General features: G+C 73.0%; 14 protein-coding genes. 5 read left to right on the top strand and 9 right to left on the bottom strand.

Features of this window, described 5'->3' with window-relative positions; genetic code table 11:
- The first annotated feature begins 115 nt into the window (after positions 1 to 115).
- Positions 116 to 1087, top strand: coding sequence for a Hint domain-containing protein (locus HCU73_RS04805; RefSeq protein ID WP_168622240.1), 972 nt, complete (start codon positions 116 to 118; stop codon positions 1085 to 1087).
- On the opposite strand, the gene HCU73_RS18610 is transcribed toward HCU73_RS04805, so the two are convergent.
- From HCU73_RS18610 to HCU73_RS04790, 3 genes are all read right to left on the bottom strand, one after another.
- Positions 1088 to 1660 carry a DUF2155 domain-containing protein gene (locus HCU73_RS18610; protein WP_210730476.1) on the bottom strand — a complete coding sequence of 191 codons (573 nt, stop codon included), beginning with the start codon at positions 1658 to 1660 and terminating at the stop codon, positions 1088 to 1090.
- Positions 1660 to 2118 carry an outer membrane lipid asymmetry maintenance protein MlaD gene (gene mlaD / locus HCU73_RS04795; RefSeq protein ID WP_168622239.1) on the bottom strand — a complete coding sequence of 153 codons (459 nt, stop codon included), beginning with the start codon at positions 2116 to 2118 and terminating at the stop codon, positions 1660 to 1662. Before mlaD ends, HCU73_RS18610 begins: the two co-directional genes overlap by 1 nt.
- An 89-nt stretch (positions 2119 to 2207) precedes the next feature.
- Complete coding sequence (locus HCU73_RS04790; protein ID WP_168622238.1) at positions 2208 to 2585, bottom strand: NADH:ubiquinone oxidoreductase subunit NDUFA12; 378 nt, start codon at positions 2583 to 2585, stop codon at positions 2208 to 2210.
- 365 nt (positions 2586 to 2950) lie between these two features.
- Here HCU73_RS04790 and HCU73_RS04785 point away from each other — a divergent pair, with 365 nt between their 5' ends.
- Both HCU73_RS04785 and HCU73_RS18800 read left to right on the top strand, forming a co-directional pair.
- Positions 2951 to 4243: an O-acetylhomoserine aminocarboxypropyltransferase/cysteine synthase family protein gene (locus HCU73_RS04785; protein WP_168622237.1), complete on the top strand. Its 1293-nt coding sequence runs from the start codon at positions 2951 to 2953 to the stop codon at positions 4241 to 4243.
- Positions 4244 to 4434: 191 nt separating this feature from the next.
- Positions 4435 to 7494, top strand: coding sequence for a hypothetical protein (locus tag HCU73_RS18800; protein WP_168622236.1), 3060 nt, complete (start codon positions 4435 to 4437; stop codon positions 7492 to 7494).
- A gap of 47 nt (positions 7495 to 7541) precedes the next feature.
- On the opposite strand, the gene mgtE is transcribed toward HCU73_RS18800, so the two are convergent.
- Positions 7542 to 8942, bottom strand: a complete 1401-nt coding sequence (gene mgtE / locus HCU73_RS04775; RefSeq protein ID WP_210730475.1) for a magnesium transporter — start codon at positions 8940 to 8942, stop codon at positions 7542 to 7544.
- 105 nt (positions 8943 to 9047) lie between these two features.
- Between mgtE and guaD the strand changes: the two genes are divergently transcribed.
- Complete coding sequence (guaD, locus tag HCU73_RS04770; protein WP_168622234.1) at positions 9048 to 10334, top strand: guanine deaminase; 1287 nt, start codon at positions 9048 to 9050, stop codon at positions 10332 to 10334.
- A 91-nt stretch (positions 10335 to 10425) separates the two neighbouring features.
- On the opposite strand, the gene glmM is transcribed toward guaD, so the two are convergent.
- A complete protein-coding gene (gene glmM, locus HCU73_RS04765) occupies positions 10426 to 11769 on the bottom strand; it encodes a phosphoglucosamine mutase (protein WP_168622233.1) in 1344 nt (447 codons plus the stop codon).
- A 31-nt stretch (positions 11770 to 11800) separates the two neighbouring features.
- The gene (folP, locus tag HCU73_RS04760; RefSeq protein ID WP_168622232.1) at positions 11801 to 12817 is read right to left on the bottom strand and encodes a dihydropteroate synthase; all 1017 of its coding nucleotides are present in this window, start codon (positions 12815 to 12817) and stop codon (positions 11801 to 11803) included.
- 235 nt (positions 12818 to 13052) lie between these two features.
- On the opposite strand from folP, the gene HCU73_RS04755 reads away from it, so the two are divergent.
- A complete protein-coding gene (locus tag HCU73_RS04755) occupies positions 13053 to 13412 on the top strand; it encodes a GNAT family N-acetyltransferase (RefSeq protein WP_210730474.1) in 360 nt (119 codons plus the stop codon).
- On the opposite strand, the gene HCU73_RS04750 is transcribed toward HCU73_RS04755, so the two are convergent.
- The 3 genes from HCU73_RS04750 to HCU73_RS04740 all read right to left on the bottom strand — a co-directional run bounded on the left by HCU73_RS04750 (position 13366) and on the right by HCU73_RS04740 (position 17773).
- A complete protein-coding gene (locus HCU73_RS04750; protein WP_168622230.1) occupies positions 13366 to 14310 on the bottom strand; it encodes a dihydroneopterin aldolase in 945 nt (314 codons plus the stop codon). The genes HCU73_RS04755 and HCU73_RS04750 overlap by 47 nt on opposite strands.
- Before the next feature lie 73 nt (positions 14311 to 14383).
- A complete protein-coding gene (locus tag HCU73_RS04745) occupies positions 14384 to 15055 on the bottom strand; it encodes a cell wall hydrolase (protein WP_168622229.1) in 672 nt (223 codons plus the stop codon).
- A gap of 162 nt (positions 15056 to 15217) precedes the next feature.
- On the bottom strand, positions 15218 to 17773 hold the full coding sequence (locus tag HCU73_RS04740; RefSeq protein WP_168622228.1) for a putative PEP-binding protein: 2556 nt from the start codon (positions 17771 to 17773) through the stop codon (positions 15218 to 15220).
- Positions 17774 to 17784 lie beyond the last annotated feature (11 nt).

The raw sequence follows: 17784 nt of genomic DNA, 5'->3' as shown, positions 1-17784 counted from the left end.
CCCGCCCGCCCGCCGGTCGCGGCGCTGACCGGGCCACGGGCGTTTTCAGGAGACTCGTGGGGCTCCCTGTGTCACCCTTTCCGGCACATGGGCGCACAGGCATGGGGGGAATGTCATGGCAGCCTTCGATTACGGGTCGGTGTTCATCTACGACGCGGCCGCGGCGGGCCCGAATACCCTGGGCCCGCAAGCCGACGACGACGGCACGATCGACGACGGCGAAGCCGACGGCGTGTTCGACCTGGGGCCACCGGCCGATTTCTTCACCTACAGCACGGTCGTCAACACGCCCTTCGGCCCCGTCACCGTCGACTTCACGGGCCTGTATCAAGGCTACATCGTCGATTTCGACGGTGAAACGGTTCCGGTCTTCCTCGTGCCGCCCGCCGGGCTGCCTTTCGGTTTCGAGACCACCTACCCCGAGGGCGTCTACCTGATTCCATCTGCGCGCGACGAGGGCGCCGTGACCCCGCCCGCCGAGCTGAACCCGGCGGACATCACCGCCGGCGACTTCGACGCGGTCTGCTTCCTGCCCGGCACCGCCATCGCCACGCCCCTGGGCGCCACCGCGGTCGAGGACTTGCGGGTCGGCGACACGGTGCTGACCGCCGACGGCCGCGCGGTGCCGGTCACCTGGGTCGGCATCCAGACCGTCTCGACCGTGTTCGGCCGCGCCGCGGGCCGCCAGCCGGTGCGCATCGCCGAGGGCGCGCTGGGCGGCGGGCTGCCCCGGCGCGACCTGTGCCTGACGGCGGACCACGCGCTGCTGATCGACGGGCTGCTGGTCGCCGCGGGGGCGCTGGTGAAAGGCCGCGGCATCACCTGGATCCCCGAGGCCGAGACCGGCGCGCGCTACACGGTCTACCATGTCGAGACGGCGGCCCATGACGTGATCCTCGCCGAGGGCACGCCGGCCGAGACCTTCGTCGACTACATCGGCCGCCGCGCCTTCGACAACCATGCCGAGTATCTCGCGCTGTATGGCGCCGACCGCCCGATCCCGGAATCGCGCCTGCCCCGGATCACCGCGGCGCGGCACCTGCCCGCGGGCCTGCGGGCGCGGCTGGGGATCGCCGCAGCGGCGTGATCAGCCGGCGGTGCAGCGCAGCACCCAGACGTCGTAACGCGGATGCTCCAGCGCGCTGAGCGCCGGCGAGGACGCGATCATCCAGCCGTCGAACAGGGGCGCGCCGCCCTGGTCGAGGATCTCGAGATGGGCGTAGGCGTCCGAGGACGGATCCTCGGTCGGGAAGCGGCACTCGATGGCGTGGATCGCGATGCGGCCGAACATCACCGTCTCGCCCACCGCCATCTCGACGTCGGTGGGCCGGCCCAGCATCCGGTCGAGCGCCCGCAGCGTCAGGCGCGTCGCCTGCGAGGTCTCGGGCTGGCTGACCGAGGTGACGGGGCTGCCGGTGCCGGGGAACACGGTCAGCCCGACATCCGCCTGCGCGCCGGGCGCCAGGGTGATCTCGGGCCCACCCTCGGGCAGGGTGCCGTCCACGCCGAGCGAGGGCACCTGGACGCCGTCGGGCGTCTCGGGCAGGAGCAGGAAGCCCGGCGCCGGGCTGTCGCCGAAATTGTCGAACTGCTGTGCCGGCGCGGCGGGCGCCGCCAGCGCCAGGCAGGCCGCAAGCGTCGGAAGGAGCCGGCCCCGCATCACTCGGACCCGTCACCCGTGACGAAGCGCATCAGCAGCGTGACCAGGCTGACCGAGCCCTGGGTGTCGACGACGGTGTCGCCGGCCTCGTAGGTGAAGGGCGAGCCGCCCGGGATGATCTCGACGAAGTTGCCGCCGAGCAGCCCCTCGGACGAGATCGCGATGGCGCTGTCGTCGGGGAGCACGATGTCCTCGCGCAGGGTGAAGGTGGTCCGGGCGCGGAAGCTTTCGGGGTCGAGCTCCATGGCGGTGACGGTGCCCACGCGCACCCCGGCCAGCCGCACCTCGGTGCCGACGCCGATGCCCTCGGCGCTGCGGAACGAGGCGTCAAGCGTGTAGGTGCCGCCGGCGGGGCCGCTGTCGGCCGCCTGCGACGCGTAGAGGAAGAAGCCCACCGCGACCGCGAGCACGGCGGCGCCGACCACGACCTCGGTGATGGTGTTATCCTGCGTGGACATCGTCCCTGCCCCCGGTCATCGCCCGCTTATGGCGCGAAGGCGGGCGCGATCCAAGGGGGGATGGCCGGGATGGGCGGATTTCCCGCCCCTCACTCGGGCGACCAGGCCTCGTAGTCGCGCCGCTCGACCGGGTCGGCGCGGCGGATCGAGCCCGCGGGCGCATGGGCCAGCGGCGTGCCGGTCAGGTTCGGCAGATGCGGCTTTTCCCAGGCCTTGTGGGCGACGGGCCGTTCGGTCGGGGGCGCGTCCCAGGTGTGGTGCAGCCAGCCGTGCCAGTCGGGATCGACGCGGCTTGCCTCGGCCTCGCCGTTGTAGATCACCCAGCGGCGCTTGCCGTCCGCGGTGCGGTAGAAGACGTTGCCCTGCGCGTCCTCGCCCACCTTCACGCCGTGGCGCGCGGTCCAGAGCTGGGTGCCGATGGTCTGGCCGTTCCACCAGGTCACGAGGCGCTTGAGGAAGTCGAGCATGGGAAGCCCTTTCGGGATGGGGTCAGGTCCGGTCGCCCCGGGTTTTGCCCGAAGCGGGGCGGGGCGTCCAGTGTCACGCGGTCGCAAAGGGGATGGGGGCCGCGTCCCGAGCGGGTCGACGCGGCCGGGGCCGCGCCGACCGGAGCGAGGGGGGCTGTCTGCCCCCCTCGCGCTCCCCCCGAGAGTATTTGGAAAGCAAAGATGAGGGGACGGGCGTTCGTGCTGGGCCGGAGGCGGGGGACGGCGGTGCCGCCGCGGGCCGGGGCGGCGGGACGGCGGGTCTTTGTGGTCGCGCGCCGATGGACGGGCGCGGCGGCATGGCCTAATCCTGCGCGCCAGAGACACTTCACAGGGGGGAGAGACCCATGACCGACGGCCCGACCTACGGTTTCGACACGCTGCAGATCCACGCAGGCGCCCGGCCCGACCCGGCCACCGGCGCGCGGCAGACGCCCATCTACCAGACCACCGCCTACGTGTTCCGCGACGCCGAGCACGCCGCGGCGCTCTTCAACCTGCAGGAGGTGGGCTACATCTATTCCCGCCTGACCAACCCCACGGTCGCCGTGCTGCAGGAGCGGATCGCGACGCTGGAGGGCGGCGTCGGCGCCGTCTGCTGTTCCTCGGGGCACGCGGCGCAGATCATGGCGCTGTTCCCGCTGATGGGGCCGGGCAAGAACGTGGTCGCCTCGACCCGCCTGTACGGCGGCACGGTCACGCAGTTCAGCCAGACCATCAAGCGCTTCGGCTGGTCGGCCAAGTTCGTCGATTTCGACGACCTCGACGCGCTCAGCGCCGCCATCGACGACGACACCCGCGCGGTGTTCTGCGAGGCGATCGCCAACCCCGGCGGCTACATCACCGACCTGCGCGCGGTGGCCGACGTGGCGGATGCAGCGGGCGTGCCGATGATCGTCGACAACACCAGCGCCACCCCCTACCTCTGCCGCCCGATCGAGCACGGCGCGACGCTGGTGGTGCATTCGACCACCAAGTACCTGACCGGCAACGGCACCGTCACCGGCGGCTGCGTGGTCGATTCGGGGAAATTCGACTGGTCGGCGAGCGACAAGTTCCCGTCGCTGTCCGCGCCCGAGCCGGCCTATCACGGGCTGAAGTTCCACGAGACCTTCGGGCCGCTTGCCTACACCTTCCACGGCATCGCCATCGGGCTGCGCGACCTGGGCATGACGATGAACCCGCAGGCGGCGCATTACACGCTGATGGGGATCGAGACGCTGTCTCTGCGGATGGAGCGGCATGTCGAGAACGCGGTGAAGATCGCCAAGTGGCTGGAGGCCGACCCCCGCGTCGACTTCGTGACCTATGCGGGGCTGGAAAGCTCGCCCTACTTCGAACGGGCCAAGACCGTCTGCCCCAAGGGCGCGGGCGCGCTGTTCACCTTCGCCGTCAAGGGCGGCTACGAGGCCTGCGTCAAGCTGGTCGATTCGCTGGAGATCTTCAGCCATGTCGCCAACCTCGGCGACACCCGCAGCCTGATCATCCACTCGGCCTCGACCACCCACCGGCAGCTGACGCCCGAGCAGCAGAAGGCCGCGGGCGCCGCGCCGAACGTGGTGCGGCTGTCGATCGGGATCGAGGACGCCGCGGACCTGATCGCCGATCTGGACCAGGCGCTGGCGCGGGCCACGGCCTGACACGGCAGACGGGGGGGCGCGGCTTTCGCGCCCCTTTTTTCTTGTGCCCTTTGCACATAGACTGATTTCCGCCGATCGGCGCCGGCCACCGCGGGCAAGTGTTTTCCCCGCGGCGTTTGTGCTGTAGATCGGCATGACTCGGGGCTGTGCCGACGGCGCGGCCCCACCTGGGATGACGACTGAGGTCCGATGTGACGGTCGATTTCGCGCTGTTTCTGTCGCCGGAAGGCATTGCGCTGGCGCACCGGCAGGCGGCCGGGCATTGGGCGCTCGTGGCCGAGGCCCGGCTGGACGACGGCGATCTGGGCGCCGCGATGGCGGGGCTCAAGGCGGCCGCGGCCGAGCGGGGCGGCGACGGCGCGGGCGTGCTGCTGGTGCTGCCGGACGACCAGATCCTCTACACCTCCTTCATGGCGCCGGCCGACGATGCCGAGGCGGTGGTCGCGCGGATCACCGAGGGGCTGGACGGGGCGACGCCCTACGCCGTCTCCGACCTGACCTATGACTGGCGCGCGGTCGAGGCCGACCGGGTGAAGGTCGCCGTGGTGGCGCGCGAGACGCTGGAGGAGGCGACGGCCTTCGTCGCGGGCTACGGGTTCTCCGCGGCGGGCTTCGCGGCGATGCCGCCGGCCGAACGCTTCCCGGGGATGCCGCTGTTCGGCGACGACCGGCCCGAGCTGCCGGATGCCGCGACCGGCATGGCCTTTGGCGCGGACGCCTGGGTGCCGCCGGCGGCGCCGGAGCCGGAGCCGGAACCGGAGCCCGAGGCCGCGGCGACCGAGGACCCGACGGCTGAGGCACCGGCCGCAGAGCCCGAGGCCGAGGTGGCCCCGGTCGCGGCGGAGGCCGAACCGGCGCCCGAGACACCCCCCGAGCCTGAGCCTGAGCCCGAGCCGGAACCCGCCGAGGAGGCCGCGGCGCCCGCCGTGGCCGAGGAGGAGCCCGCCCCCGCCCCGATCGCGGACCCGACGCTGGACCAGCCGGTGCTGTCGATCCTTGAGGACGCCGAGCCCGAACCGGCCCGCGCCGCCGACACGGCCGCAGAGCCCGAGGCAGAACCCGAGGCGCAGCCTGAACCGGAGCCGGAGGCGCCGGCCGTCGCCGACGCCCCCGTCGCGGCCCGGGGCAAGGCCCCGAAACCCTCCGCCGAGGCGCGCCCGCTGACCGCCGAGAAGCCCGAGGGCGGCGCCCCGCGCCCGGCCCGCGCCGCGCGCTTCACCCCGACCCCGGCCGAGCCGCTGCGCGCCGAGCCCGAGCTGCCGCCCGCCCCGGCCGAGGGGCCGGCCCTTGGCTTCGGCGCCCGCCGCGGCAAGGCCGCCCGGCCCGAGGCCGAGGCCGGGCAGATCGTGTCGAGCCGCCGCTCCCGGCTGGGCTTCGGCGCGGCGCCCGAGGGCGACGCCGAGGCCCCGGTCCTGCACCCCGATGCCGCCCCGCCGCTGCGGCCCGAGCCCGCCCCGGCCGGCCCCGGCAGCCGCCTCGCGGCCCAGCTCGCCCGGGTGCGCGACGCCAGCAAGGCCCGGCCCAAGCCCGAGCCCGCGCCGCCGCCGCGGACCGTCCCTGCCCCGGCCCCGTCGGCCGAGGTCGACATCGACGATCTGGCCGAGGCGCCGGCGGCCGCCCGCGTAACCGCGCCCGAGGAGGCGCCCCGCCGCGGCGGGCTGTTCCGCCGTCCCGCGCGCGCGGCGGCCGCGGCGGCCGGCGGGGGGGCGGCGACCGCCGACCGCGCCTTCACCAGCGGGCTTCTGGCGCGCAAGCCCAGCGAGCCCGCCGGCCCGTCCTTCAAGACCGGGCTGATCCTGACGCTGGTGCTGCTGGTGCTGCTGGCGCTGATCGCGCTGTGGTCGGTCCTGTTCCTGCCTGAAAGCCCGATGGCGCGGCTGTTCGGCGGCGGGCAGACCGAGGCGACGCTGGCCGACGACCCGCTCGACGGCCCCGCCCCGCCCGTGGCCGTGACCGCACCGCCCGCCATGGCGGCGCTCGACCCCGCGCCGGCCGCGCCCGAGGCCGTGGCCGCCGCGCCGGTGGCGGACCCGACCGCCTCGGCCACCGACCCGCCGGCGGCGACGGAGCTGGCGGCGCTGGTGCCCGAGGCCGAGGCCCCGCCCCTGTCCGACCCCGAGGCTGCCGCGGATGGCGAGATCGCCGCCGCCGAGACCCCCGCGCCGGCCGAGGCGCCCCTCCCCGACATCGACGCCGAGATCGAGCTGCCGCCGCTGCCGCCGCTCCCCGAGGACATGTTGCCCTCGATCGAGGAGACTGAGGCGCTCTATGCCGCCGCCCGGATCTGGCCGCGCACCCCGGACCGGCCCTATTTCGAGCCGTTCCCGATCCTCGACGACCTCTACATCGCCTCGATCGACCCCGAGGTGTCGGCCTTCGACGCGGTCGCGCTGACCGATCCCGGCATCAACCCCGCCGAGACCCTGCGCCGGGTGCCGCCGCCACCGCCCTTTGGCGTGACGCCCGAACGCGACGCCCGCGGCCTCGTCGCCGCCACGCCCGAGGGCGTGCTGACCCCCGAGGGGGCTTTCGTCGTTCTGGGCCGCCCGCCCATCGCCGCCGTGCCGCGCCCGCGCGAGGTGGAGCCGGCCGCCGCCCCCGCGGCGCCCGCCCTCGGCGTGGAGGACGCGATCCTCGGCACCTTCCAGCCGACGCCGCGGCCCGCCGACCTTGACGAGACCCGCGAGCGGCAGGTGCTGGGCGGGCTGACCGTGACCGAGCTTGCCGGGCTGCGGCCCGGACAGCGGCCGGTGTCGGCGCAGGAGGCGGCGGCGCAGGCCTCGCTCTTCCCCGCCGACGAGGCCGCCCCCGCCGAGGAAACCGCCGCAGCCGCAGCCGCGGACCCCGCGCCCGAGCCGGTCGGCGGCACGGCGCTGGCCGTGGCCGCGTCGCGGATGCCGTCGCTCCGGCCCGCCGACATCGCCACCATCGTCGCCGCCGCCGAGCGCGCCCCCGAGGAGGTGGTCGCCGTGGCCGCGACCGCGGTGGCCGCGGCGCCCTCGATCCCGTCCAACGCCGACGTGGCGCGCGCCGCGACCGAGCGCAACGCGATCCGCCTGCGCGACGTCAACCTGATCGGCGTCACCGGCACGCCGTCGAACCGCCGCGCGCTGGTGCGGCTGCCCTCGGGGCGCTTCGTGCGCGTCGCGGTGGGGGACCGGCTCGACGGCGGGCGCGTCGCGGCGATCGGCGAGACCTCGCTGCAATACGTGCGCAACGGGCGCAACATCACGCTGGAAATCCCCGGCTGACACGGCCCCGGGGCGCGGTCGCCGGTGCCGTCAGGCGTGCCTGCGCCTCACAGCAGGAACACCACCGCCAGCCCGAGGAAGGCGAAGAAGCCCACCACGTCCGTCACCGTGGTGACGAAGGCGCCCGAGGCCAGCGCCGGGTCGATGTTCAGCCGGTCGAGCACCACCGGGATCAGGATCCCGGCCAGCCCCGCGACGAACAGGTTGATCACCATCGCCGCCGCGATCACCCCGCCCAGCGCCGGGCTGCCGAACCACACCAGCCCCACGATCCCCATCACCAGCGCGAAGGCCGCGCCGTTGATCAGCCCCACCACCCCCTCGCGGAGCACGACGCGCATCAGGTTCGAGCTGGTCAGGTCGCGCGTCGCCAGCGCCCGCACCGCCACCGTCAGCGACTGGGTGCCCGCGTTGCCGCCCATCGAGGCGACGATCGGCATCAGCACCGCCAGCGCCACGATCTGCGCGATGGCATCCTCGAACTGGGCGATGACCAGCGAGGCGAGGATCGCGGTGATCAGGTTCACGAACAGCCAGGGAAAGCGCTGCTTGGTGGTCTCGAGCACGCGGTCCGACAGGCTCGATTCCTCGCCCACGCCCGCGAGCTTGAGGATCTCCTCCTCGGCGCCCTCGTCCAGCACGATCATGGCGTCGTCGATGGTGATGACACCCACCAGCCGCCCGTCCTCGTCGACCACCGGGGCCGAGATCAGGTGGTACTGGTTGAAGGCATAGGCCACGTCGTCCTCGTGCTGGGTCGCGGGGATCACGCGGAAGCTGTCCTCGACGATGTCCTGCAGGGGCGTCTGCCGCGCCGAGGACAACAGCCGGCCCAGCGTGACATAGCCCGTGGGCTTCATCCGCGGGTCGGTCAGGATGACGTGGTAGAACTGCTCGGGCAGCTGCCCGGCATGGGCGCGCAGGTAGTCGATCATCTCGCCCACGGTCCAGTGCTCGGGGGCGTGGACCACCTCGCGCTGCATCAGGCGGCCGGCGGTCTCCTCGGGATAGGCCAGCGCCTGCTCGACCGCGACCCGGTCGGCGGGCTCCAGCACCTCGAGGATCGCCTCGATCTGGTCGTCCTCGAGGTCTTCCACCAGGTCGACCACGTCGTCGCTGTCCAGCTCGCGCACCGCGTCGGCCAGCACGTCGCCGGGCAGGAGCGCGATCACCTCCTCGCGGAGGCCCCAGTCGAGCTCCGACAGCACCTCGCCGTCGATGCCGCGCGACCACAGCGCCAGCCACGACTCGCGCTCGCCGTCGGACACCTGTTCCAGAAGGTCGGCGATGTCGGCGGGGTGGAGCGGCTCCATCAGCGCGTCGATGCCGTCGACGTCGCCCGCGGCCACCAGCGCCTTCAGCCGGCCGCGCAGGCTTTCGTCCAGCGCGTAGGCGTCGCGCTCGTCCTCGTCGCGCTCCAGGACCTCGTCGTCGTGCTGATCCGCCATGCCCGCCCCCGCTTTTTCGCGCGTTCTGCCGTCGGTTGCCCCTAACATAGCGCAGCGCCCGGGGCTATCACGGGCGGGCGGTTTCTCGGGAAAAAGGGCTGTGCCATGACCGACCGGCTGATCCTGGGCCAGACGCTGGCCTTCGCCAGCGACCCCTTCGCCGACGGCCCCGCGGCGGCCACCCACGAGCGGCGCGGCGGGGTGCTTCTGCAGGACGGGCGCATCGCGGCGGTGGGGGCCGCGGACGGGCTGCGCGCGCTCTACCCCACGGCGCAGGTCACCGACCACGGCGACGCGCTGATCCTGCCGGGCTTCGTCGATGCCCACGCCCATTACCCGCAGACCGCGATCATCGCGTCCTGGGGCAAGCGGCTGATCGACTGGCTGAACACCTACACCTTCCCCGAGGAGGCCCGGTTTGCAGACCCCGCCTACGCGGCCGATGTGGCGGGGCGCACCCTCGACCTGCTGCTCGCGCATGGCACCACCACGGTCGCCAGCTACTGCACCATCCACCCGGGCAGTGTCGACGCCATCTTCGCCGCCGCGCAGGCGCGGGGGATGCGGGTGCTGGCCGGCAAGACCTGCATGGACCGCGACACCGCGCCGGCCTTCCTGCGCGACACGGCGCAGGCGGCCTATGACGACAGCCGCGCGCTGCTGACCCGCTGGCACGGGGTGGACCGCCTGTCCTACGTCATCACCCCCCGGTTTTCGCCCACCTCGACGCCCGAACAGCTGTCGGCGCTGGGGGCGCTCTGGGCCGAGCACCCCGACTGCCTGATGCAGACCCACCTGAGCGAACAGACCGACGAGATCGCCTGGGTGCGGTCGCTCTACCCCGCCGCCCGCGACTACCTCGACACCTACGAGGCGCACGGGCTGCTGGGGCCGAACGGGCTCTACGGCCACGCCATCCACCTCGAGCCGCGCGAGATCGACCGGCTGGCCGAGGTCGGCGCGGCGGTGGTGCATTGCCCGACCTCGAACAGCTTCATCGGCTCGGGGCTGTTCGACATGGGGCTGCGCGCCCGGATGCGTGTGGGTCTGGCCACCGACACCGGCGGGGGATCGTCCTTCTCGATGCTCAGGACGATGGCCGCGGCCTACGAGATCGCGCAGCTGAAGGGCATCGCGCTGCACCCCTCCGAGCTGTTGTGGCTGGCCACCGGCGGCTCGGTCGAGGCGCTCAGGCTCGGCGACCGGATCGGGCGGCTCGCGCCGGGCCATGAGGCCGACCTCGTGGTGCTGGACCTCGCCTCGACGCCCGCCATCGCGCAGGCGGCGGCACGGGCCGACACGATCTGGGAGGCGGTGTTCCCCACCATCATGATGGGCGACGACCGCGCCATCGCGCAGGTCTACGTCGCGGGGCGGCCGGTCAGGGGCTGACCCCCGCCTTCATCCTTGCCCAAAAAAATACTCCGGCGGTGCGACGGGCAGCGCCCCCGCCGGATTTTCGCACGAAAACCCGCACGCCCCCTCAGACCGCCGCCTCGACCGCGCCGACGATCTCGTCCACCACCGCCCGCATCAGCGCCTCGTCCTCGGCCTCGGCCATGACGCGGATCAGGGGCTCGGTGCCCGACTTGCGGATCAGGAGCCGCCCCTGCCCCGACAGCCGCGCCTCGGCCGCCGCGATGGCGGCCTGAACGGCGGCCTGTTCCAGCGGCGCCTGCCCCGCGACGTAGCGCACGTTGCGCAAGAGCTGCGGCACCTTCTCGAAGCTGCGCGCCAGACGGCTGGCGGGCTGGCCGGTGCGCACCATCTCGGCCAGGAACTGCAGCCCCGCGATCAGCCCGTCGCCGGTGGTGGCGTAGTCGGTCATCACGATGTGGCCCGACTGCTCGCCGCCGAGGTTCAGGCCATGGGCGCGCATCGCCTCGACCACGTAGCGGTCGCCCACCGGCGTGCGGTGCAGCGCGATGGCGCGCTCGGCGAGGTAGCGCTCGAGCCCGAGGTTCGACATCACGGTCGCCGCCAGCGTCTGGCCCTTGAGCCGCCCCTCCTCGGCCCAGCGGTTGGCAAACAGCGCCATGATCTGGTCGCCGTCCGCCACCTCGCCCCGCTCGTCGAGCAGGATCACCCGGTCGGCGTCGCCGTCGAGGCAGATGCCCACGTCGGCCCCGGTCTCGCGCACGCGGGCCGCCGCCGCCTCGGGCGCGGTCGACCCCACGCCCGCGTTGATGTTGGTGCCGTCAGGCGTGACGCCCAGCGCGATCACCTCGGCGCCCAGTTCCCACAGCACCTCGGGCGCGGCGCGGTAGGCGGCCCCGTTGGCGCAGTCGATCACCACCTTCAGCCCGTCTAGGGTCAGGCCCTGCGGAAACGTGCCCTTGACCCGCTCCACGTAGCGGAACCGGCCGTCGTCGATCCGCTTGGCCCGCCCGATGTTGGCGGCCTGCGCGGGCTGCAGGTCGCTGTCGACCAGCGCCTCGATCTCGGCCTCGGCCTCGTCGGAGAGCTTGAAGCCGTCGGGGCCGAAGAACTTGATCCCGTTGTCCTCGGCCGGGTTGTGGCTGGCCGAGATCATCACGCCCACATCCGCCCGCATCGAGGTCGTCAGCAGCCCCACCGCCGGCGTCGGCACCGGGCCGAGCAGCAGCACGTTCATGCCCGTCGAGGTGAAGCCCGCCGTCAGCGCGGTTTCCAGCATGTAGCCCGACAGGCGCGTGTCCTTGCCGATCACCACCCGGTGCGCCCGGCTGCCGTCGCGGCGGAAATAGCGCCCGGCGGCGGCGCCGAGGCGCAGCGCCATCTCGGCGGTCATCGGGTAGGTGTTGGCGCGCCCCCGGACGCCATCGGTGCCGAACAGTTTTCGCGTCATGCCGCTCTCTCTTGTCCTTCGCCCGCGCGTCTCAGCGCGCCACCAGCGCCTGCCACAGCGCCAGTGCCTGCCTGTGCATGTCCATATCATGAACCCGCAGCATCTGTACCCCCTGCGCGACCGCCCATAGGCCGATCGCCGCCGATCCGGGGCCGCGCCGCGCGGCGACGGGCTCGTCCGCGAGGCGGCCGATCATGCCCTTGCGGGACACGCCCAGAAGGATGCCGCAGCCGAGCCCGTGGAACAGGCCGATGCGCGACAGGAGCGCCATGTTCTGCTCCAGCGTCTTGCCGAAGCCGATGCCGGGGTCGACGAGGATGCGCGCGCGCGGCACGCCCGCGGCCTCGGCCTGCGCCACCGCGGCCGCCAGCGCGTCGTAGGCGTCGAGCAGCACGTCGTCGTAGGCCGTGGCCGCCATGTCCTGCATCGTCTCGGGCGTGCCGATGGAATGCATCAGGATCAGCGGCGCGTTCGCCGCGGCCGCGACGCCGGCCAGTGCCGGGTCGAAGCGCAGGCCCGAGACGTCGTTCAGGATATCGGCGCCGGCGTCGAGGCCCGCCTTGGCCACCGCCGATTTGCGGGTGTCGAGGCTGACAGGCGCGGTCACGCCCGCCGCGCGCAGCCCCGCGATCACCGGGACGACGCGGGCGGCCTCGGCCTCGGCCGGCAGTTCCGCGGCCCCGGGGCGGGTCGATTCCCCGCCGATGTCGAGCAGGTCCGCCCCCTCGGACAGAAGCGCCTGCCCGCGCGCCACGGCGGCGTCGGTCTGCCCGTGCTGACCGCCGTCCGAGAAGCTGTCGGGCGTCACGTTGACGATGCCCATCAGGCGCGGCCGGTCCAGCGACAGGCCCGCGATGGCGGCGCGCGGCGCAAGGAAGGGCGCGAGCACAGCCTCGGGCAGATCGGCGGCGGCGACGATCTCGGGCGCGCGCCCGCGGGCGAGGCGTTCGAGATGGGTGAAGCGCACCCAGCCCCCGGCCAGCGGCAGGCCGCCACGGCCATGGGCGGGGTCGGTCAGCGGGATCGGGCGCAGGCGGATGTCGGTCATGACCGCGCGCCTATCCGCCCGGGGGGCGGCTTGGCAAGGGGGGCGCGCAAGGACGGACCCAATCGCAAAAGCGTCACTTGACGCAACGTAAGTTTCCCCGCCTCATGCGCGCATGGACGCGCAAACCCTTTTCAGAAGCGCCCGCCTTTCGGGTCGGGCGCCGCACCCCGGTGCGGCCGATCTTTATGCATCGCTGTTCGGCCCCGTGCGCGGGCCGGTGCGGCTCGAGGCCGACATGCAGGACTGGACCCTGCACGCGGTCGCGCCCTGGGTCCTGACCCATGCCGGCCACGAGGTCGGGGTGGCGGGCTTCCGCATCGGCTTCGGCGACGAGGGGCTCGACCTGAGCTTCCATTTCCTGCCCGAGCTGGCGGGCCAGGGTCTGGCCAGCGAATTCGTGCAGGCGGCGCTGGATCACGCGGTGGACGTGCTGCGCGAGGACCACTTCTTCGCGCTGGTGGCGGCGGACAACGCGGCGTCGATCCGCATTCTGGAAAAGGCCGGCTTCGTCCGCAACGGCACCGTCAAGGGCGAGATCCTGATGCGGCTCAAGATGCGGCCGCGGGCACGGGATCGCGCGGGCCAAGACGGCTGAGCCGCAGGCCGGCGGGCGCGGCCACGCCCTCGGCGCCCCCGAAGGCGAGCACCTCCAGCGCCTCGAACCCCTGCGCCAGCCAAAGCGCGAGGGCCAGCGGGTCGGTGACCGACGCGGGCGGCCCGTCATGGGCGTCGAGCACCAGCTTGGACGGCGCCCAGACGCTGATCCGGCCGTGGCGCATGGCCCAGTCGAGCTCGGTCCGGCTGTCGACCACCACGCAGCGCGGGTCGCGGGCGGCGAGCACCCAGGCCGCCTGCTCGATGGCGAGCAGGTTGATCCGCCGCTGCGGCAGGGGGTGCGCGGCCTGCGGGGCCGGCAGGTCGGGCCGCCCGACGCAAAGGATCAGCGGCGCGCCGCCCTCCTCCAGCCGGTCGAGCAGCGCCGACAGGTCGGGCCGCGCGATGGCCTCGGCCGACAGGAACACGATGCGCGGGTGCGGCGCGTCCTCGGGCAGCAGGCGCAGGCGGCGGCGGTTCTCGGGCGCGTTGCGCAGGATCTCGACGCCCAGCACGTAGGGCCCGCGGTCGAGCTTGCCGATCCGCACGATGCAGCGCGCCGCCAGCGGGTGGGCGAGGATGCGGTCGGCGATGCGGGAGGCCAGCGTTTCCAGCAGGTTGACCCGCTCCTCGGCCAGCGCGGCGTCGATCGCCTCGACGATGGTGTCGTAGCTGAGGATGCGGTCGACGTCGTCGACGGCCTGCTCGGCGCGGGTCTCGACCTCGACCACCACGTCGAACTGCACGGTCTGGGTCACGCCGCGCTCGGACTGGAAGGCGCCGATCTCGACCTCGCGGCGGTGGCCGGTCATCGAGATGCGGTCGCGCGGCGGGTCGCCGGCCAGCGCCTTGGCGCGTTCGGAGGGGTGGCGGAAGGCCTGGGAAATCTCGTCGCTCATGGCGCCGGCCTAGCACGCGGGCGCGGCCCCGGCCATGCCCGGAGGCGGCAGGCCGGCGGCGGTCCGCGACCTGTCAGTACTGCTGGCGGTAGAACAGGTGGCTGCCGTGGCGGGCCGTCCGCGGGTAGACGCGGGCCCAGCTGGGGCTGACCCAGTCGGCGTGGTAATGCGTCGCCCCGGCGGTCAGGTCGCGCGGCGCGCCCTCCATCATGATGCGGGCGATCTGCCCGGCCCGGTTCCAGGCGCGGTCGTCGGTGACCACCTCGGGGATGCCGTCGCAGGTGTAGGTGAACTGGCAGGCGTAGCGGCGCCCGGTGCCCTGGTTCACCACCTCGCAGATCGAGCCGGGGTAGTTGGCGTTGTCGACGCGGTTCAGCACCACCTCGGCCACGGCATACTGGCCCTCGATGCTCTCGCCGCGGGCCTCGAAGTAGATCGCTTCGGTCAGGCAGCGCCACTGGCGGTTGCCACGGGGGCGCGGCATGGCGTCGAGGGCCGAGGCCGACATGACCCGCGGGTCGCTGCCGCCGCCGCGGCCGGTGAAGGGCGCGCCGATCCGGCGCAAACGGTCGCCCGACAGCCCGGCGAGCGAACTGGTCTCGACGCCCATCAGCGCGCCGAGGCGCAGGCCGATGTCGCTGGACGCACCGGGGGTGGAGGAACTGGCCGTGACGTCGGCCCGCACCGGGGCCGCAAGCGTCAGGGCCGCCGCGCAGAGCGCGACGAGAAACCGTCGAGCCGTCATGTCGTTTACCCTTTCCGGGGTCTGCGCCCCGCTCCGGCCTGCTCTCTCAATGATGCCGCTGATTCGGGGTCATACCCCCGATGCCGCGAATTCCCAAACGCGCACCGAATCTTGCGGGCGAGGCCAAGGCGACCTCTAGAATTAGATTAGATTCGCGCAGGATCAGCCGCGATCTTCATGCAGCGTCTCAACTCTCTGCGGCAAATGCTTGTCCTGAATGGACAATTGCGCCGCCGCGAGTTTGGCCACCGGAACCCGGAAGGGCGAGCAGGAGACATAGTCGAACCCCGCCTTGCGGCTGAAGGCGATGGTGGCGGGGTGGCCGGCATGTTCGCCGCAGATCGACAGCATGAGGTCGGGGCGCGCATGGCGCCCGCGCTCGGCACCCAGCAGCATCAACTCGCCCACCCCGTCGATGTCGAGCTGCTGGAACGGATCCTCGGGGAACACGCCCAGCTGCACATAGGCCGACATGAAGCGCCCGGCGTCATCGCGGCTGAGGCCATAGGCCATCTGCGTCAGGTCGTTGGTGCCGAAGGACAGGAAGGCCGAATGCTCGGCGATCTCGCCGGCCCGCAGCGCCGCGCGCGGGGTCTCGACCATCACGCCGAGGCGGTAGGTGAACTCGGTCCCGGTCTTGGATTTCACCTCGGCCGCGATGGCGTCGATCCGGCCCTTGACCAGCTCGACCTCGCGGCGGGCGGACACCAGCGGGATCATGATCTCGGGCACCACGGGCGCGCCCTGGCGGGACGCCTTGATCGTCGCCTCGAAAATGGCGCGGGCTTGCATTTCGTAAATCTCGGGGACCGTAACCCCAAGCCGCACGCCCCTCATGCCCAGCATCGGGTTGAATTCCTGCAAGCTCTCGATCCGGGCCTGCACGCGGGACACCGGCAGGTCCAGCGCCTCGGCCAGCGCCCGGATTCCGTCGCGGTCGCCGGGCAGGAACTCGTGCAGGGGCGGGTCGAACAGGCGGATCGTCACCGGCTGGCCCTGCATCATGCGGAACAGCTCGATGAAGTCGGCGCGCTGCATCGGCAGCAGCCGGTCGAGCGCCGCGGCGCGGTCGGCCGGGTTCTCTGCGAAGATCATCTCGCGCATCACGGTCAGGCGCGCGGAGTCGAAGAACATGTGTTCCGTGCGGCAGAGCCCGATCCCGTCGACGCCGAAGCGCTGCGCCATGGCGGCGTCCTCGGGCGTGTCGGCATTGGCGCGCACGCCGATGTCGCGGGCGGCGTCGGCCCAGTCCATCAGCGTGGCGAAGGCCCCGCCCAGCGCGGGCTCGACCAGCGGCGGCGCGCCCACCAGCACCTCGCCGGTGGAGCCGTCGACGGTGATGATGTCGCCCTCGTGGAACACCTTGCGGCCGGGCACGGTCAGCATCTTCTTGCGCGCGTCGAGCTGCAGCCGCGTCGCGCCGCTGACGCAGGGCAGGCCGAGGCCGCGGGCGATCACCGCGGCGTGGGAGGTCATGCCGCCGCGCTCGGTCAGGATCGCCTGCGCGGCGTGCATCCCGCGGATGTCCTCGGGGCTGGTCTCGCGGCGCACGAGGATGCAGGCCTCGCCCTGCGCGGCCATCGCCTGCGCGGCGGTCGCGGTGAACACGATCTTGCCGGTCGCGGCGCCGGGGGCCGCGGCGATGCCACGGGTCAGCACGTCGCGGTCGGCCAGCGGGCTGACCTGCCGGTGCAGGAGCTGGTTCAGCGTGAAGGGCGGAATGCGCAGCATCGCCTCGTCGCGGGTGATGATGCCGTCCTCGGCCAGCGCCACGGCGATGGCCACCTCGGCCCGGCCCGAACGGGGGCATTTCACCGCGTCGAGGATCGAGAGCTGCCCGTTCATCAGGGTGAACTCGATCTGCATCTCCTCGCGCAGCCGCTCGCGGGTCAGCCGGCCGGCGGATTTCAGCGCCGCGACCTGCTCGGGCGCGCCGTCCTCCAGCGCCTTGCCGCGCGGGTCGCGGACGATGAACTGCGCGTCGGCCTCGGACAGCGCGGCGCGGCCCTGCCCCTGCGGCAGCCAGCGGCCCGTCACCTGCGGCTCGCCGGTCTCGGGCGAGGCGAACTGCACCACGCCCGACCCCGACAGCCCCTGCCCGATGCCCAGCGCCATTTCCTGCACCACCAGGCCCAGCCCCGCATCCGCCGGCGCGCCCTGCGCCTGCCGCAGAAGCCGCGCGGTGGTGCCCTCCCAGGCGCGGGCCATGGATTTCAGCACCTCGGCCAGCTGCTCGGCCGGGTCCTGCGGAAACGGCTCCTCCATCTCGGCCTCGAACTCGGCCTTGGCCAGCCGCGGCGTCATCGGCCCCTCGAACCCGTCCGCGTCGAGGCGCAGCACGTCCACCGCGTAGCTGCGGATGAAACCGACATAGAGCGCGTCGGCCGCGTCCTGCCCGTGGGTCCGGGCAAGGTCCGCCGCCTTGGCGTCGGTCATGCCGATGTTGAGGATCGTGCCCGGCCCGCCCCAGTCATGCATCTGCGAGGACGACCGGACGGACAGGAGCGCGCCGTCGTCGAACACCCCGATCAGCGCGCGCAGGTCGGGCAGGCGCCCGCCCGCGATGGCGCGCACGGTGTCGAAGCTGAGCGCCACGGTCTTGGGCACCGGCAGGTCGAGCCGCACCAGACGCTGCAGGCACTTGGCGCGGTTGCCATGGGTGGAGGTCCGGATCTCGGCGGTGGCGGTGATCTCGGTGAAGTCCGGCGTGGTCAGCATGGGGGGCCCGT

The organism is Roseicyclus persicicus, from assembly GCF_012395815.1.
Classification (GTDB): domain Bacteria; phylum Pseudomonadota; class Alphaproteobacteria; order Rhodobacterales; family Rhodobacteraceae; genus Roseicyclus; species Roseicyclus persicicus.
This window is presented reverse-complemented; position numbering and strand designations above follow the sequence as displayed.

Bases quoted from the DNA above. Each gene is read 5' to 3' on its own strand.
- HCU73_RS04805 (WP_168622240.1), top strand. From the start codon at position 116: ATGGCAGCCTTCGATTACGGGTCGGTGTTCATCTACGACGCGGCCGCG.
- HCU73_RS18610 (WP_210730476.1), bottom strand. From the start codon at position 1,660: ATGCGGGGCCGGCTCCTTCCGACGCTTGCGGCCTGCCTGGCGCTGGCG.
- mlaD (WP_168622239.1), bottom strand. From the start codon at position 2,118: ATGTCCACGCAGGATAACACCATCACCGAGGTCGTGGTCGGCGCCGCC.
- HCU73_RS04790 (WP_168622238.1), bottom strand. From the start codon at position 2,585: ATGCTCGACTTCCTCAAGCGCCTCGTGACCTGGTGGAACGGCCAGACC.
- HCU73_RS04785 (WP_168622237.1), top strand. From the start codon at position 2,951: ATGACCGACGGCCCGACCTACGGTTTCGACACGCTGCAGATCCACGCA.
- mgtE (WP_210730475.1), bottom strand. From the start codon at position 8,942: ATGGCGGATCAGCACGACGACGAGGTCCTGGAGCGCGACGAGGACGAG.
- guaD (WP_168622234.1), top strand. From the start codon at position 9,048: ATGACCGACCGGCTGATCCTGGGCCAGACGCTGGCCTTCGCCAGCGAC.
- glmM (WP_168622233.1), bottom strand. From the start codon at position 11,769: ATGACGCGAAAACTGTTCGGCACCGATGGCGTCCGGGGGCGCGCCAAC.
- folP (WP_168622232.1), bottom strand. From the start codon at position 12,817: ATGACCGACATCCGCCTGCGCCCGATCCCGCTGACCGACCCCGCCCAT.
- HCU73_RS04755 (WP_210730474.1), top strand. From the start codon at position 13,053: ATGCAGGACTGGACCCTGCACGCGGTCGCGCCCTGGGTCCTGACCCAT.
- HCU73_RS04750 (WP_168622230.1), bottom strand. From the start codon at position 14,310: ATGAGCGACGAGATTTCCCAGGCCTTCCGCCACCCCTCCGAACGCGCC.
- HCU73_RS04745 (WP_168622229.1), bottom strand. From the start codon at position 15,055: ATGACGGCTCGACGGTTTCTCGTCGCGCTCTGCGCGGCGGCCCTGACG.
- HCU73_RS04740 (WP_168622228.1), bottom strand. From the start codon at position 17,773: ATGCTGACCACGCCGGACTTCACCGAGATCACCGCCACCGCCGAGATC.